We start from the raw sequence: 15,435 nt of genomic DNA on the forward strand, positions 1-15,435 counted from the left end.
GGACTACTTGCGGGGCTTGAGGCCGAGCGTGGCGCGGGCCTCGTCCGGTGTCGCGACGCGTGCGCCGATCGACTCGGTGATGGTCACGGCCCGCTCGACGAGCTGGGCGTTGGTCGCCTTGTTGCCCTTGCCGAGGTACAGGTTGTCCTCCAGGCCCACGCGGACGTGCCCGCCGAGCAGGATGGACTGCGCGACCCACGGCATCTGCATCCGGCCGAGCGCGAAGCTCGCCCAACGCGCGCCGTCGGGAAGCATGTTGACCATCGACTGGAGCACTCCGGGGTCCGCCGGCGCGCCCCACGGGATGCCCATGCACAGCTGGAACACGGTCGGGTCGTCGAGCAGGCCCTCGGCGAGCAGCTGCTTGGCGAACCAGAGCTGCCCCGTGTCGAAGATCTCCAGCTCGGGCCGCACGCCCAGCTCCTGGATGCGCCGCGCGCCCGTACGCAGCATGTCGGGCGTCGAGACGTAGAGGTTCGAGCCGTCGCCGAAGTTGAGCGATCCGCAGTCCAGCGTGCAGATGTCGGGCAGCAGGTCCTCGACGTGCGGGAGGCGTTCCAGACCGCTGACGAGGTCGGTGCCGGGGAGGTGGGTGAGCGGGTCGTCCGGGTCGATGACCAGATCGCCGCCCATGCCGGCGGTGAGGTTGATGACGACGTCGGTGCCGGTCTCCTTGACGCGCTCGACGACCTCCCGGTACAGCTTCGGGTCGCGCGACGGTTCACCGGTCTGCGGATCGCGTACGTGGATGTGGACGACGGCCGCTCCGGCGGCGGCCGCCTCCACGGCGTTCCGGGCTATCTGCTCCGGGGTGACGGGGACGTGGGGGCTCTTGCGGACGGTGTCACCGGCGCCCGTGAGCGCGCAGGTGATGATGACGTTCTCGGTCATGGGCATGCGGGGGCCTCCCGGAAGGGCAGGGGCGGTTACGGGACTTCGGTGGCCTCTGGCCTACGGGGCCAGGATCGTGTGGTCGACATGGGCGGTCAGTGCCGCGTGCATCGCGTCCGCGGCGGCGGCCGACGACGGTCCGCTCACCGAGAGGACGTGTGTCGCCAGGCCGTCGATCAGCGCGGTCAGCGTCAGTGCCGCCGCCTGCGGATCGATCCCGGCGCGGAACACGCCCTGTCCGACACCTCGGCGTACGACGTCGGCGACGGTCTCCCGCCACTGCCGGTAGTACTCGGAGTGCAGTCGGCCGACCGTCGTGGAGCGCGCCGCCTCGGCCCACAGGTCGAGCCACACCGCCCACTGGCGGCGCTGCTGCTCGGTGCGCGGCGTCTGGAGCGCGATGAGCTGGCGCAGCTCCTCGGCCGCGTCGTCCGCCTCGGCGAGACGGGCGGCACGCCGCGCGGTGTCCTCGTCCATGCACCAGCGCACGGCCGCCTCCAGCAGTTCCGCGCGGCCGGGGAAGTGGTAGTGGATCGCGGCGCTGCTGGTGGCGCAGGCGCGGGCGATGTCGGCGACCCGCACCGCGTGGAAGCCGTGCTCCGCGATCAGCCGGACCGTCTCGCGGACGATCTGCAGCGGTCGCCCGCCCTCGACGCCCGCGGCCGGCGCCGAGTCCTTCTCGCGGGGCCGGGTGCCGAGCAGCCAGCCCGCGTCGACCCGGCCCTCGTCGGCGATGCGCGCCAGCTCCGCGGCCGTGAAGCGGCGGGTGCCGCTCAGCGAACGCGAGAGCTTGGACGGATCCATGACGACCCGGCGCGCGAACTCGCGCTGGCTGACACCCGCGGCCGCGATGACCTCGCGTACGCGGGTGGCGGCGGTCGGTGTGCCTTCGAGGGCGTCGTCGGTTTCCACGGGGCACGACCCTAGGGGTGTGTTGCGGAAAAGCCAACACACAGGGTCAGGTGATCAGCTGGTGGATGACGCTATTGAGATGCCTGACTTACGTGTCAGTCAGGCGAGCGGCGTCCTGCGCGGATCCGCCGCACGCCGACGCGATGCCCGGCGACGGGCCTGCCCCGGACCTCGGTAGGCTCCCCGGATGCCGCAGCACGAGATGGAGAAGACCGGGGCCGCTCAGCCTCCGACGGGTACCCCGGCCGACCTCGCGACCGAATTGCGCACCTGCCTCGCGCCACTGAGGTCGTGCCGGGCCTTCGACGGCGCGGTCGGGTACGTCCTGCGGGGCACGGGACCGGAGGTCCTGGCCGCCTTGGACGACGTACGGTCCACACCGGCCGGGAAGATGGTGTCCGCCGGCGGCAACTGGAGGGACGAGCACGTCGCCCCCGTCGCGGACCTGCAGCCGGGATGGAGCTCCGAGGCCGGCGACGCCGCCCGGCTCGTCGTCTACCGCGACGCACCGGCCGACGTCCTCGCCCGGTTCGGGCACCTGCTGCACGCGCTCGCCACCTCCGACCGTCCGCATCCCACCACCTGGCTCACCACGCTGACGGACAACGTCCTCAAAGCCACCGGGTCCCGGTCCGAGGCCTCCCACCAGGCGCGCACGCGATGGACCCCCGACCTGGTGAGCGAAGTCGCCGGGGCCGGCGGCGCCCCCGGCCGTACGCCCGTGCACACGACCCTGACGACGCTGCTGCACATCGACGACGACAGGTACTCGACGCACCGGTACGCGCTCCTGGCGACGGACGCCGGCGACGCGTTCCTCGCCCGGCACGCCGACGTCCTCCCCGAGATCGTCACGGCGGCGGGGCCCGGCCCCCGCCGACTCCTGACACTCCGGTGCGCGCGCGACGCCGAACAGCACGCCGGCCTCCTCGCCGCCCTGACCGTCGACGAGGACCTTTCCGTGCGGGCCGAGGCGCTCGCCGCGCTGGCCTGGCTCGACGGGCCCCGGCAAGTGGAGCTGCTGCGCCCGCACCTGCGGACGGCGGCACCGGACCGCCTCGGCGCGGTCCTGAGGCGCCTGTCCGACGTCGACGGCGGTCCCGCGGCGATCCGGGACGCCCTGCGGGCGCCGGAAGGGCACCCGCTCGACGCGGAGCGCGCGGAACCACTGCGCCGGGCGGCCGACCGGGCGTCTCTCGCGAAGGGGCCCGGTGCCGTCGTCCCCCTCCCGCCGACCGCGCCGCCGACCGACGCCGGCCTCCTGGCGGAGCTGAACACCCGACCGGCCGCCAGCCGCCTGGAGGGTGACTGGTTCTGGCCCGGCGTCGAGCAGCGGCTGGCGCGGATACCCGACGTCCGGGTGTTGCGGAACGCACTGCGGCAGGCCGGGATGACCGACGCCGACCGCCGGGTCGTGGCGCTCCTGACGACCCGGAACACCGGGGCGTTCGGCCGGAGGATCGGCGCGGTGCTGACCCCCGAGGACGCCGTGCGGTGGTGGCCGCTGCTGGCCGAGCGGCCGGACCTGGTGGACGAGTACCTGGAGGGCTTCGACTCCAGGCGGCACCCTGACGACGAGGCCGTCGACACCACCCACATGATGCTGACGATCCTCGAGTGCTTCCCGGAAGTCCCGAAGGCGTCGGTCCCCCGCCTGACGTCGATCGCGCTCGGCGTCTCACGGCACCGCCTGGCCGCGCGCCGGGTGCTCGGCGACGGCCCGGGCTCGCGGGCCGCCGCGCGGGCGGCGCTGGACGGTGCCGCGGAGATGACGCGCAGGTCGGCGGCGGAGTGGCTGGCCGGCCTGGGCGAGCCGGGAGTCGCGGCGCCGGAACCCGGCTGGGAGTTCGGCGACGGGGTGCTGTCCCCGGCCGCCCGGACCTTGCCCGCCGCAACGCTCCGGTGGCTCGACCGCTTCAGGGAACAGGCCCTGGAACGAGGCGTTCCGGCGCCGGACGTGAACCGGTGGCTCGGGCTCGCACGCCCGATGCTGCGGACGGCTCCCGACGGAAGCGGGCCGGTGGTGGGCAGGCTCGGCGGGCCGCTGATGCTCCCGCCGGACTTCCCCACCCCCGGCGACAGCTACGGGTCGGCGGGCGAGGAGTACGAACTCCACCACCAGCTCATCCTGACGCTCGATCTCTCCGCCGTCCCGGACGGGGCGACCGACCTGCCGCTCCCGCCGGACGGCACGCTGCTCCTCTTCGTCAACGCCGACCTGGAACCCTGGCCCGCGGGCGGCGCCGTGTACGTACCGGCCGGGGTCCCGGTGGAGGAACGGGAGTCGTCCCCCGACTACGAGATCTACGAGTACGACAGCCCGGAGGAACTGGACGCCGAGTTGCGCGGGGTCGGCGAGCTGCGACTGGTACCCGGGGTCTCCTTGCCGTCCACGCCGCCCGACGACGAGACGCTCGCCCGGCATCCCCACGCGGAGACCCTGCGGGACGTCTGGTCCGACCGGATCGACGGCGGCGGGGACTGGCAACTCGGAGGTCACGCCGCCGACTTCGACGGCTACGGCGACCCGGTGGCCGCCGCCGCGTACGCGGCGGCGGGTGACCGGGGCACCGACCCCGACGACTGGGTCCTGCTCGCGCAGTGGGTGGGGTTCCCCATGTCGATCCTGTACTGGACCATCACCCGCCAGGACCTCGCGGCCCGCCGCTTCGACCGGGTCACCGTCCAGATGCACGCCAACCCCTGACCACCGCGAAGCGCCGGGGACTCCTGGCGTTGTCCGACCGCCCTCGGCCCCTGATAACGGCGCGATACGGCCCCCATATCCGCCGCCAGCACAGTGGAGCCCGATCTCGTTTCGAGGTGTTGAATCAACCCTGAGCCCCAGAGGTGAACGCCCATGAGTACGGACCCCAAGTCGGTTGTGCACGGGATTCTGGCCGAGGACCTGGAAGTGGACCCGGCGGAGATCGCGGACGGCGCCCTGCTGCGGGATCTGGAACTGGACTCGCTGGCCGTGGCCGAGCTGATCGTGCGGATCAAGGAGGAGACCGGCGTGGACCTCGGCGGTGAGGAGACGAGGGTCGCGGATCTCACCGTGGGGGAAGTCGTCTCGCTGGCCGGCGCGGGTCTGGAAGCGGCGTGACCGAGGGGCCCGTCGCCATCACCGGTGCCGGACTGGTGACGCCGGCCGGTACCGACGCCGACTCGACCTGGGAGGCGATGTGTGCCGCCGACTCCCTTGAGAGCGGTGACCCGGAGCCGCTGACCGGTACCGGCGCCTGGCACAGTCTGCGGGTGCCCGCGCTGCGGCCGGGGCAGCTGACCGGGCGCGGGACCGCCCGTACCGATCCCTTCATCCGGTTCGCCCTGGTGGCCGTGGAGGAGGCGCTGGCCCAGTCGCGGCTCGATCCGGGCAGCTGGGACGGCAGCCGGGTCGGTATCGTCGTGGGCAGTGCCTTCGGGGGCGTGACCACGCACGACGAGCAGCACCGGCGGATGGAGCGGCAGGGTGCCGGCATGGTCTCGCCGTATCTGCATCCCCGGGCCCTGATCAACATGGCGGCCGGGACCATCGGCGCGCGGTACGGGATCACCGGGCCGGCACACACCGTGGCCGCCGCCTGCGCCTCGGGCGCCTCGGCATTCGGGCTCGGCAAGACACTGCTGGACGCCGGTCTCTGCGACACGGTCGTCGCCTGCGGTACGGACGCCGCCGTCACCCCCCTCGTCGTCTCCGGGTTCGCCCGCATGGGCGCGCTGTCGGAGCAGAAGGCGACCGACGCGTCCCGGCCGTTCGCCGCCGACCGCGACGGCTTCGTGATCTCGGAGGGCGCCGCGGCCGTCGTCATGGAGAAGCCGGCCAAGGCGCGCGCCCGGGGCGCGGAGGTGCTGGGGCGGCTGCTCGGCCACGCCGACACCTCCGACGCCCACCACCCGACGGCCCCCCGCCCGGACGGCGCGGGCGCCGCGGCAGCCGTCGAGCAGGCGCTGGCGGCGGCGCGCATGTCGGTGGGGGACGTGACCTCCGTCAACGCGCACGGCACCTCCACCCCGCAGAACGACCGGACGGAGGCCCGGCTCATCGCCCGCCTCTTCCCGCACGGCCCGGCCGTCACCGCGAACAAGGGCCTGCTCGGCCACACCCTCGGCGCGGCCGGCGCCATCGAGGCCGTCCTGACCCTGCGCAGCCTGCGCAGCGGCATCCTGCCGCCCATCGCGCACACCGAGCGGGCCGATCCCGGCCTGCCCGACCTGGACCTGGTCCTCGGCGGCCTCCGCCGGCACGGAGGGAGCGTCGCCGTCAGCACCTCCTTCGGGTTCGGCGGCAGCAACTGCGCCCTGGTGCTGGACGCCGCCTGACCCACGTACGCCGCCCCCACACAACGCGCGGCCGCACTGCCGGGCCGGCCGGCACCCCGTCACACCGCCCCGGTCCGAGCGGCCACCCCTGGAGAGTCCATGACGCAACGCGAAGAAGAACTGGCCCGTGTCCTCTCCGGGCCCGAGTTCGCCACCATCCGACCGGACGACCTGACCCTCCTCGACTACAGCCTGCTGACGCTGCGCCGGGCGAGACTTCTCAACGGGGCCGGGTTCGCGGCCAACTCCCTTTGGCTCGGGCGTGGTGACAGCGCCCGCTTCCCGGAGTTCCTGCGCACCATGGGCTGGATCGGCGCGTACGACCTGTCCCTGCTCAACGTCCTGGTGTCGCACCAGATCGCCGGTGACGCTCTGCTCAGCCACGCCGGTCCGGAGCAACTGGACGCCTGGGCGGCGGAGATCGACTCGATGGAGCGGATGTACTGCTTCGCAGGCTCCGAACTGCTCGCCGGCTCCGACCTGAAGCAGGTGCGGACCATCGCGGTGTACGACCCGCGGGACCGGTCCCTGGTGCTCAACACCCCCCGGCCGGCCGACAGCAAGGTGTGGACCGGCAACAGCCTGCACACCGGCGACGTGGCCATGGTGCTGAGCCGGCTGGAGGTCGGCGGGCGGGACGAGGGACACCACTGGCTGCGTGTTCCGCTGCGCGCGGACGGCGCGGTGCTGCCCGGCGTGCGCATCGGGCGGGCCGAACCGAAGGGCGGTGTCACCGCCAACCAGACCGGCGTACTGACCTTCACCGACCACCGGCTCCCGCTCTCCGCCCTGATGAACCGCTGGGCATCGATCGACGAGGAGGGCACCTACCGCTCACCGCTGCCGCGCCACCGGCGGTTCGAGGAGTGCCTGGCCACCTTCACGCACGAGCGGCTCTTCCCTTCGGTGGGTGCGGCGTACGCGCAACTGCTCGCCTGCGCGATCACCACCCGGTTCGCGGCCGTCAAGCAGACCTTCGGCAGGCCGCTGCTCGGCCACGAGCACTACCGCATGCGGCTGTCGGCCGCCGTGGGCCGCTCGCTGGCCGCCCGGCACGCCATGGCGGCGCTGTCGGACCTCGCGGTGGCCCGCAGCGCGCACGGCGCGCCGGCCCGCGACCAGGTGCTGCACGCGCTGATCTCCTGCGGGAAGTCCGGCTCGACCGGCGACGCCCGGCAGACCCTCGCCGAGACCCGGGAGCTGTGCGGCGGGCTCGGTTACCACGACGCGAACCAGATCGCGCCCCTGCTGCACGACTACGAGATCGCCGTCACCTTCGGCGGCGACAACACCGTCCTCGGCTACCAGGCGACCCGGTTCGCCCTGCGCCACCGCGGGGACTTCGACAAGGTGCTCGACGAGGCGGTGGCCGGGGCCGCGCGCCTGGACGCCGCCCGGGTGCTCCGGGCCGTCTGCGACGCCCTGCTCGACCGGGTGGAGCGCGACGGAGCGGGCGAGGCCAGCGCGCGCTGGAGCCGTGCCGTCCACCAGTTGCTGGCGATCGGCCAGTGGGCCCGGCACGCCGCGACCCCGCTGTCCGAGCGGCTGCTCGGGCAGTACGCGGCGACCTGCGTGCTGGAACACGCGCTGACCGGTCTGCGGGCCGGGATCCTCGGCCAGGACGCGCTCCTCGGCTTCGAGGCGGCCCGCCACGAGGCGGCCGGCGCGTCCCTCGACGCCGGGGCGCTGCTGCGGGAACTGGCGGTGCCCGAGGGACTGATCAGCGCGCCCATCGCCCATCCGGACTTCGCCGAACGGCATGCGGCCGCGGCCCACGCCGGAACCGGTCCCGTCCCCGGCGCCGTCCAGGCAGGAGTACGCGCGTGACCGCGGCGAACGACCGCGTCGGCGCCGTCGTCACCGGTCTGGGCACCTGCCTGCCGGAGACCGTGATCACCAACGACGAGGTGTCCCGGCACCTGGACACCGACCACGCCTGGATCCACAGCCGCACCGGCATCGAACGCCGTCACCGGGTGTCCGCCGGGACCTCCACGGGGGACCTCGCCGCGACCGCGGGGGCCGCCGCGCTGAAGTCCGCCGGGCGCGACGACTGCGACCTCGTCCTCCTCGCCACCACTACACCGGACCGGCGCTGCCCCGCCACCGCCCCCCGGGTGGCGTCCCGGCTCGGGCTGCGGGCCGCCGCGTTCGACCTGTCCGCCGTCTGCTCCGGCTTCGTGTACGGGCTGTCCGTGGCGGACGCGATGATCACCGCGGGCACCTGTGAGCGGGCCCTGGTCATCGGCGCGGACGTCTACTCCTCGATCGTGGACCCCGGCGACCGGGGCACGGCCGTGATCTTCGGCGACGGGGCGGGCGCCGTGCTCCTCGAGCGCGGCCGGACCGGCGAACCGGGCGCGGTGCTCCACACCGAACTCGGCAGCGACGGCACCGGCGACGACCTGATCACCATCCCGCCGCGGGGCGAGTACCTCACGATGAGGGGCAGCGACGTCTACGCCCGCGCCGTGACCACCATGACGGAGTCCGCGCGCTCGGTCGCCGCGCACGCGGGCTGGGACCTGGCGGACGTGGACGCCTTCGTAGGACACCAGGCGAACCTCCGCATCCTCACCTCGGTGGCCAAGCGCCTCGGTCTGCCCCGGGAGCGGGTGGTGTCGAACATCGCGGACGTGGCCAACACGGCGGCCGCCTCCATCCCCCTCGCGCTGGCCGACGCCGCGGCCGAGGGGCGCATCGGCTCCGGGGACCGGCTGCTCCTGACCGCCTTCGGCGGCGGCCTCACCTGGGGTTCCGCCGCCGTCGTCTGGTCGGGCGCCGAACCCGTGCAGGACCAGCGGAGCTGACCGGACCGAGCCCACGAGCAGAAGGGACAACGTGGTGCCGAAGCTGCGGATCGCGGTCGTCGGCGGGGGCATCGGCGGACTCGTCGCCGCCCTCGCCCTGACCCGGAAAGGCCACGAGGTACGCGTCTTCGAGCAGGCGCCGGAACCCAGGGAGACCGGCGTGGGCATGCACCTGGGCCCCAACGGCAGCCGGCTCCTGGAACGCTGGGGCCTGGGCGAGCGGCTGCGCGCGCTCGGCGTACGGCCCACGGGGATGGAGGTGCGGGACTGGTCGCACGGGGGCACCCTGGTGCGGCAGCCGATGGGGGAGGAGTGGTTGGCCGAGTTCGGGGCGCCGTACTACACGATCCACCGGGCCGACCTGCACACCGTGCTCGCCGAGTCGCTGCCGTCCGGCGTCGTCCGGCCGGGGCACCGGCTCGAACGGTTCACCGAGACCGGGCGCGAGGTCCGGCTGGAGTTCGCCGGCGGCTCCACCGCCGAGGCCGACGTGCTGATCGGCGCGGACGGGGCCCACTCGCTGGTGCGCCGCACGCTCGCCGGGCCCGACACCGCCGTCTTCTCCGGCCAGAGCGCCCTGCGCGGCGTCGTCTCCCGCGATCAGGTGCCCTCCCTGCCCGGCGACACCCTGCTGGTGTGGGCGGGGCCGGACGCCCGCATGCTGGTCTACCCGGTGCGCGGCGGGGAGTTCCTCACCTTCGTGGCCGTCGTGCCCGACCCGCGCCGACGGCTGGAGTCGTGGAGCGCTCGTGGCGAACCGGACGAGCTGGCCGCCCGCTTCGACGGCTGGAACCCCGACGTCAAGTCGCTGGTCGCCGCGGTGCGCGAGACCCGCCGCTGGGCGCTGTACGACCGTGAGCCGCTGGCCCGCTGGAGCAGTGGCGCCGTCACTCTGCTCGGTGACGCCGCCCACCCGATGCTGCCCCACCACGGCCAGGGCGTCAGCCAGGCCGTCGAGGACGCGGCGGTCCTCGCGCACTGCCTGGACGCGCCGGCCCGCGTCGCGTCCTCGACCGCCGCCTGCCGCGGGCTGATCGCGGACGCGCTGGACGCCTACGACGGCGTCCGCCGTCCGCACACCACCCGCGTCCAGCTCGGCTCCCGCGGCGGCGGCTCGCAGCGGCTGCGGCCCGAGGAGGACGGCGGCGAGTCCACGGGGACGATGTCGTCCCTCGTCCGCGACGTGTCCTGGATCCAGCGGCACGACGCCGAGGCCGGCCTCCCGCCGCTGCCGCCGGCGCCCCACTGAACCCCCTCTTCGAGCTTCCATCCCTGCCCGCGCGAGAGAACCAAGGAGAACCCATGTCGAACGACAACCTCGGCCGGCGACGGCTGATGACCACCACCCTCGGCACCGTCGCGGCCGTCGGCCTCGGCGCCGGCGGCGGCCTCCTGGGCGCCGGTCCGGCGGGTGCCGCCGAGCGGCCGGCCGGTCCCCACCCCGGCCGCGGCGACGACTTCCCCGACGTACCCGGCATGCTCGGTGACCGCCGCGCCAACGAGCTCTGGTACATGTTCGACGAGACCACGCTCTACAACGTGGGACCGGAGCTGGAGCAGGCGTTCACCGACATCGAGACCGCGCTCGGCGACGGCTGGGAGCGGGCCATCTTCGACGCCTGGATGGCGATGGCGGCCACCAGCGACTACCCGCACAACTTCATCGAGTACGTCACCCCCATCAAGGGCCCGCTCGCCGTGCTCTCCAAGGCCCAGCTCGGCGTCTTCGACACCTACTACCGGCCCGGCGGCCGCGGCATCGTCAGCGCCTTCGCGGACTTCGCCCAGGGTGTGCTCTACGACCCCCGCCGGGAGCGCCCGGTACACACCATGAACGGCAACCCGCCGCCCGGCTACCACATCTGGTTCATCTTCATGCGCTCCATGATGCTGCTGGACATCAGCCGCCACCGCTGGGAGCAGATGGCCCCGGTCAACGCGATGGCATGGGCCCTGCAGACCATCGCCAAGCCCACCCAGATGGAGGTCAAGGAGCCGCTGCCGCGTCAGGTGGTGGTCCGTGAGGCCGTCAAGTGGCTGCCGCGCAGCGTGCGTCAGCTCGACCGCGACTTCCTGTCCTACCCGCTTCCCGAAGGCATGAGCTGACGGACGCCCCGCGCACGGGGAAGACAGGAAGAGCAACCGTGCGTACCGGAATCCGGCTGGTGGGTGCCCGGGGCTCGGTGGCCACGACGACCGTCGTCGGCGCCGCCGTGCTGCGGGCCGGACGCGCCTTCGTCGACTTCACTCCGTCGACGGGGGCGCGCCTGCCGGCCCTGGACGAACTCGCCCGGGAAAAGGGCGTGCCCTCCGCCGGCGGTGACGGCAAGACCGGGGAGACCCTGGTCAAGTCGGTGCTCGCGCCGATGTCCGCCCGCCGGGCCCTGCGGGTGCGCTCGCACCCGGGCGGTGTCACCGGGCGGGTGCCGGAGCCGGGCTTCTTCAAGGACCCGGTCGGCAGCACCGGGCACGACCTGGCGGCGCGGTACGCCGACCTGGCCGGCCGGGCGCGCTCGGTGCTCACCGGAAACGGGAGTTCCGCTCATGCTCACTCGATACGCGGCCGATAACGACGGCCCATAGCGTCACGAGTGCACACAAAATGACTGCGGACGGAGGCTCTGACAATGGCTGCGAATGCCGCGCGGTCGGCGCCGCGCTACGACGTGACGCTGAACCAGTCGGACGCGGAACTCGTCGAGGAAATAGCCTGGAAACTCGCCACACAGGCGACCGGGCGGCCCGACGACGCCGAATGGGTCGAGGCGGCCAGGAACGCCTGGCACGAATGGCCCGCGACCCTGCGCAAGAAACTCTCCGAGTTCCGCCGGGACTCGGGACCGGACGGCAGCATGCTGCTGCGGGGACTGCCGGTCGACTCGATGGGGCTGCCGCCGACCCCGGCGGTCAACGGCTCCGTGCAGCGCGAGCCCTCGCTGGGCGCCGCCGTGCTGCTGACGGTGGCCTGCGGACTGGGCGACCCCGGCGCGTTCCGTCCGGAGAAGAACGGGGCCCTCGTCCAGGACGTCGTCCCCGTTCCGGGGATGGAGGAGTTCCAGGGCAACGCCGGCTCCACCCTGCTGACGTTCCACAACGAGAACGCCTTCCACGACCACCGCCCCGACTTCGTGATGCTGCTGTGCCTGCGGGCCGACCCCACGGGCCGGGCGGGCCTGCGTACCGCCTGCATCCGGCAGGTGCTCCCGCTGCTCTCCGACCGCACCGTGGACGCCCTGTGGGCACCGGAGTTCATCACCGCGCCCCCGCCCTCCTTCAACCTGAGCGGACCCGGCGAGGCCGCCGGCCCCGTCCTCCTCGGTGACCCCTCGGACCCCGACCTCCGGGTGGACCTGGCGGCCACCGAACCCGTCACCGAACGCGCCGCCGAGGCCCTGCGGGAGCTCCAGGACCGCTTCGACGCCACCGCGACCACCCACCGCCTCGTGCCGGGCGAACTGGCGATCGTCGACAACCGCGTCACCGTCCACGGCCGCACCGAGTTCACCCCCCGCTACGACGGCACCGACCGCTGGCTCCAGCGCACCTTCGTACTGACCGACCTGCGCCGCTCCCGCGCGATGCGCCCGGCCGACGGCTACGTGCTCGGAGAAGCGCCACAGCCCGCCTGACCGGCGAAGCCCCAGCAGTGAAACAGGAGTAGGAGTCCGATGACGAGCACGCAGACCAGGGAGCGACCGCCCGCTCCGGAAGCCGGGGCGAAGAGCGTGCCGGAACCCGGGCCACCGGCCCCGTCCGCCCGGAAGGTCGGACTGCGCTCCCTGTTCCCGTATCTCCAGGGCTACTGGCCGACGCTGGGGATCGTCGCGGTGCTCTCGCTGGTGGTGACCCTGCTCACCCTCAGCCAGCCGGTGCTCACCCGCGACGTGCTCACCGACATCGAGGCGGACCGGCCGGTGGGCCGGCTGGTCGCCCTGCTCGTCGGCGTCCTCATCGTCGTCGCCGTGCTCGGCGGGGTCCGCGACTACCTGCTCCAGCGGGCCGCCGAAGGGCTGGTCCTGACCGCCCGTCGGCGGCTGGTGGCCCGGCTGCTGCGGCTGCCCATCACCGAGTACGACCGGCGCCGGACCGGCGACATGCTCTCCCGGGTCGGCGCCGACACCACGATGCTGCGCGCGGTGGTCACCTCCGGCCTGTTCGACACCGTCACCAACGTCGTCATGGTCGGCGGCTCCGCGCTCATGATGTGCCTGATCGACCCCACCCTGTTCGCGGCCACCGCCCTCGGCCTGGGCCTCGGCGTCCTCGCCGTCGTCGGGCTCTCCCGCAGGGTGCGCGGGGCCTCCCGCGACGCCCAGGACCGCATCGGGGAGATGACGTCCGCCGTGGAGCGCGCCATCTCCGCCGTCCGCACGATCCGCGCCAGCGGCGCCGAGGAACGCGAGGGGCACGCCGTCGACGGCTACGCCCAGGAGGCGTACCGCGCGGGCATGCGCATCGCCCGGCTCCAGGCGATGATCAACCCGATCACGTCGACCACCATCCAGGTGGCCTTCCTCGTGGTCCTCGGCCTGGGCGGCGCCCGGGTGGCCAGCGGCGCCATCCAGGTCGGCGACATGGTCGCGTTCGTCCTGTTCCTGTTCATGCTCTGGTTCCCGCTCGGCCGCGCGCTGACCGCCTACTCCCGGCTCCAGTCCGGACTCGGCGCCCTCCAGCGCATCGAGGAGATGGTGGACCTGCCGCAGGAGACCGACAGCGCCGCCGCCAAGACGCTGACCGTGCGGGAGCGGACCCGGCCCGAACCCGAGGCCGACGCCGGTGCCGGACGGCCGCCCGCGATCGAGTTCGACCGGGTCAGCTTCGGCTACGACAACGGCGAGACGGTCCTGCGGGACGTGTCCCTCACCGTCCCCCGCGGCACCCGCACCGCCCTGGTCGGCCCCTCCGGAGCGGGCAAGTCCACCCTGCTGTCCCTGGTGGAACGCTTCTACGACGCCACCTCGGGCGTGGTGCGGGTCGGCGGCACGGACGTACGAGACCTGCCGCGCCGAGACCTGCGCCGGCGCCTCGGCTACGTGGAGCAGTCGGCGCCGGTCCTCGCCGGCACCGTCCGCGACAACCTGTCCCTCGCGGCACCCGACGCCACCGACGACGACATGCGCGAGGTGCTGCGCTCGGTCAACCTCCTGAGCGTCATCGAGCGGGCGCCGCTCGGCCTGGACACCGAGGTCGGCGAGGGCGGCGTCCTGCTGTCCGGCGGCGAACGGCAGCGGCTCGCCCTGGCCCGCACCTTCCTCGCCGCGCCGCCGATCATGCTGCTCGACGAGGCGACCAGCAACCTCGACGCCCGCAACGAGGCCCTGATGCGGGAGGCCATCGGCACCGTCACCGCCGACCGGACACTGCTCGTGGTCGCCCACCGGCTCTCCACCGTCGTGGACAGCGACCAGATCGTCGTCCTGGAACACGGCGAGGTCGTCGCCGCGGGCCGCCACGAGGAACTGACCGGCACCAGCCCCCTCTACCGGGAGCTGGCCAGCCACCAACTGCTCATCCAGTAACCCCCTCACGCGAAGGGGCCTCCCGGTGAAAATCACCGGGAGGCCCCTTCGCGTGTGCCGTGTGCCGTGTGCCGGTCAGCCGGCCGTCGCCAGGCACTGCCGGACACGGTGCCGGGTCAGTTCCCAGGCGGCGTCGAGCCGTACCGCCCGGGCCCGCGAGGCGTCGTCGGTGAAACGCCGGTGGGCACGGCGCTCGCGGTAGAGCAGCAGCGTCAGGTTCACCAGGAACGGCATCATCCCGTCCCGCTCGTCGGCGCGTTCGGCCACCGCCACCTCGATCCGCGCCCGGGCACCGGGCACGTCCCCGAGCAGCATCCAGAGCTGGGCGAGGTCGAGGCAGGGCAGGTACAGGGCGCTGCTCGCCCAGTCGATCAGCACCTCCCGGCCCCGGCTGCGGACCACGTTGGCGAGCACCAGGTCACCGTGGCCGAACTCGCGCGGCGGTCCGGACAGTTCCAGGAGCCTGAGGATCGAGGTCCAGTGCTCGTCGTCGAAGACACCCTGGGCGCGCACGCCGTCCAGCATCCCCCGGTAGTCCACCGACCAGCCCTCGGCCGGCGCGGGCCGCCAGTGCCGCAGCCGCTCCACGGCAGCCAGCACCCCGGCCAGGTCCTTGGGGGAGACGGGCGTGACCGGGAACCGGTCCGGCGCCAGCACCTCCCCGGCGAGCCGCTCCATGACCAGCACGGCGCGCTCCTTGTCGGAGGCGAACCGCCGCGGCACCGGCACCGGCGGGGGCACCGCGTCGAACAGGTCGTACGTGTCGATCTCGCGCAGGCACTGGCGCCGCCAGTCGGGTGTGCGCACCTTGGCCAGCGCCTCCACCCCGTCCAGAGTGCCCCCGACCACCAGGGAGGTGCGGCTGCGGTAGACGACCTCACCGGGGGCGAAGCCGGGGCACACCTCCAGGGCCAGCCCGACGAGGTGCCGGTCGGCGGGCGTCAGGGCGGCCTCTGACTCGGTCTTCAACGCGTTCTCCT

General features: G+C 73.6%; 12 protein-coding genes and 1 pseudogene. 10 read left to right on the forward strand and 3 right to left on the reverse strand.

Going from position 1 to position 15,435, the window contains the following annotated elements; translation table 11 throughout:
* Positions 1-3: 3 nt before the first annotated feature.
* The gene (locus ACLIN4_RS28355) at positions 4-897 is read right to left on the reverse strand and encodes a 3-keto-5-aminohexanoate cleavage protein (RefSeq protein ID WP_107478108.1); all 894 of its coding nucleotides are present in this window, start codon (positions 895-897) and stop codon (positions 4-6) included.
* Positions 898-951: 54 nt separating this feature from the next.
* Positions 952-1,803 carry a TetR/AcrR family transcriptional regulator gene (locus ACLIN4_RS28360; RefSeq protein WP_289912911.1) on the reverse strand — a complete coding sequence of 284 codons (852 nt, stop codon included), beginning with the start codon at positions 1,801-1,803 and terminating at the stop codon, positions 952-954.
* Positions 1,804-1,990: 187 nt separating this feature from the next.
* On the opposite strand from ACLIN4_RS28360, the gene ACLIN4_RS28365 reads away from it, so the two are divergent.
* The 10 genes and pseudogenes from ACLIN4_RS28365 (at position 1,991) to ACLIN4_RS28410 (ending at position 14,455) form a co-directional block, all read left to right on the forward strand.
* Entirely contained in the window at positions 1,991-4,510 is a 2,520-nt protein-coding gene (locus tag ACLIN4_RS28365; protein WP_411576368.1) for a DUF1963 domain-containing protein, read from the forward strand.
* A gap of 153 nt (positions 4,511-4,663) precedes the next feature.
* Positions 4,664-4,909: an acyl carrier protein gene (locus ACLIN4_RS28370; RefSeq protein ID WP_107479429.1), complete on the forward strand. Its 246-nt coding sequence runs from the start codon at positions 4,664-4,666 to the stop codon at positions 4,907-4,909.
* Positions 4,906-6,126 (forward strand): beta-ketoacyl-[acyl-carrier-protein] synthase family protein, encoded by a 1,221-nt coding sequence (locus ACLIN4_RS28375; protein WP_411576369.1) that lies wholly within the window; start codon positions 4,906-4,908, stop codon positions 6,124-6,126. Before ACLIN4_RS28370 ends, ACLIN4_RS28375 begins: the two co-directional genes overlap by 4 nt.
* A 99-nt stretch (positions 6,127-6,225) precedes the next feature.
* Entirely contained in the window at positions 6,226-7,953 is a 1,728-nt protein-coding gene (locus ACLIN4_RS28380) for an acyl-CoA dehydrogenase family protein (protein ID WP_107479431.1), read from the forward strand.
* Positions 7,950-8,936: a beta-ketoacyl-ACP synthase III gene (locus ACLIN4_RS28385; protein WP_269960633.1), complete on the forward strand. Its 987-nt coding sequence runs from the start codon at positions 7,950-7,952 to the stop codon at positions 8,934-8,936. The genes ACLIN4_RS28380 and ACLIN4_RS28385 overlap by 4 nt, the downstream gene beginning before the upstream one ends.
* Before the next feature lie 31 nt (positions 8,937-8,967).
* A complete protein-coding gene (locus tag ACLIN4_RS28390) occupies positions 8,968-10,185 on the forward strand; it encodes an FAD-dependent monooxygenase (RefSeq protein WP_179342652.1) in 1,218 nt (405 codons plus the stop codon).
* Between the two features lie 53 nt (positions 10,186-10,238).
* Positions 10,239-11,042: a hypothetical protein gene (locus ACLIN4_RS28395; protein WP_107479434.1), complete on the forward strand. Its 804-nt coding sequence runs from the start codon at positions 10,239-10,241 to the stop codon at positions 11,040-11,042.
* A gap of 104 nt (positions 11,043-11,146) precedes the next feature.
* Positions 11,147-11,344, forward strand: a pseudogene (locus ACLIN4_RS28400) (inositol-3-phosphate synthase); the annotation flags it as partial.
* Between the two features lie 219 nt (positions 11,345-11,563).
* A complete protein-coding gene (locus ACLIN4_RS28405) occupies positions 11,564-12,565 on the forward strand; it encodes a clavaminate synthase family protein (protein WP_289912921.1) in 1,002 nt (333 codons plus the stop codon).
* A 39-nt stretch (positions 12,566-12,604) separates the two neighbouring features.
* Positions 12,605-14,455, forward strand: a complete 1,851-nt coding sequence (locus ACLIN4_RS28410) for an ABC transporter ATP-binding protein (RefSeq protein ID WP_289912923.1) — start codon at positions 12,605-12,607, stop codon at positions 14,453-14,455.
* A gap of 75 nt (positions 14,456-14,530) precedes the next feature.
* Here ACLIN4_RS28410 and hasP read toward each other — a convergent pair whose 3' ends face one another.
* The gene (gene hasP, locus ACLIN4_RS28415) at positions 14,531-15,424 is read right to left on the reverse strand and encodes a 3-hydroxyasparagine phosphotransferase (protein WP_107479438.1); all 894 of its coding nucleotides are present in this window, start codon (positions 15,422-15,424) and stop codon (positions 14,531-14,533) included.
* Between the last annotated feature and the right edge of the window lie 11 nt (positions 15,425-15,435).

The sequence above is a fragment of the Streptomyces mutabilis genome (genome assembly GCF_046628145.1).
In the GTDB taxonomy this organism is placed as follows: domain Bacteria; phylum Actinomycetota; class Actinomycetes; order Streptomycetales; family Streptomycetaceae; genus Streptomyces; species Streptomyces mutabilis.

Excerpts from the sequence above, each read along its gene's own strand:
- ACLIN4_RS28355 (WP_107478108.1), bottom strand. The coding sequence starts at position 897 with ATGCCCATGACCGAGAACGTCATCATCACCTGCGCGCTCACGGGCGCC.
- ACLIN4_RS28365 (WP_411576368.1), top strand. The coding sequence starts at position 1,991 with ATGCCGCAGCACGAGATGGAGAAGACCGGGGCCGCTCAGCCTCCGACG.
- ACLIN4_RS28370 (WP_107479429.1), top strand. The coding sequence starts at position 4,664 with ATGAGTACGGACCCCAAGTCGGTTGTGCACGGGATTCTGGCCGAGGAC.
- ACLIN4_RS28380 (WP_107479431.1), top strand. The coding sequence starts at position 6,226 with ATGACGCAACGCGAAGAAGAACTGGCCCGTGTCCTCTCCGGGCCCGAG.
- ACLIN4_RS28395 (WP_107479434.1), top strand. The coding sequence starts at position 10,239 with ATGTCGAACGACAACCTCGGCCGGCGACGGCTGATGACCACCACCCTC.
- ACLIN4_RS28405 (WP_289912921.1), top strand. The coding sequence starts at position 11,564 with ATGGCTGCGAATGCCGCGCGGTCGGCGCCGCGCTACGACGTGACGCTG.
- ACLIN4_RS28410 (WP_289912923.1), top strand. The coding sequence starts at position 12,605 with ATGACGAGCACGCAGACCAGGGAGCGACCGCCCGCTCCGGAAGCCGGG.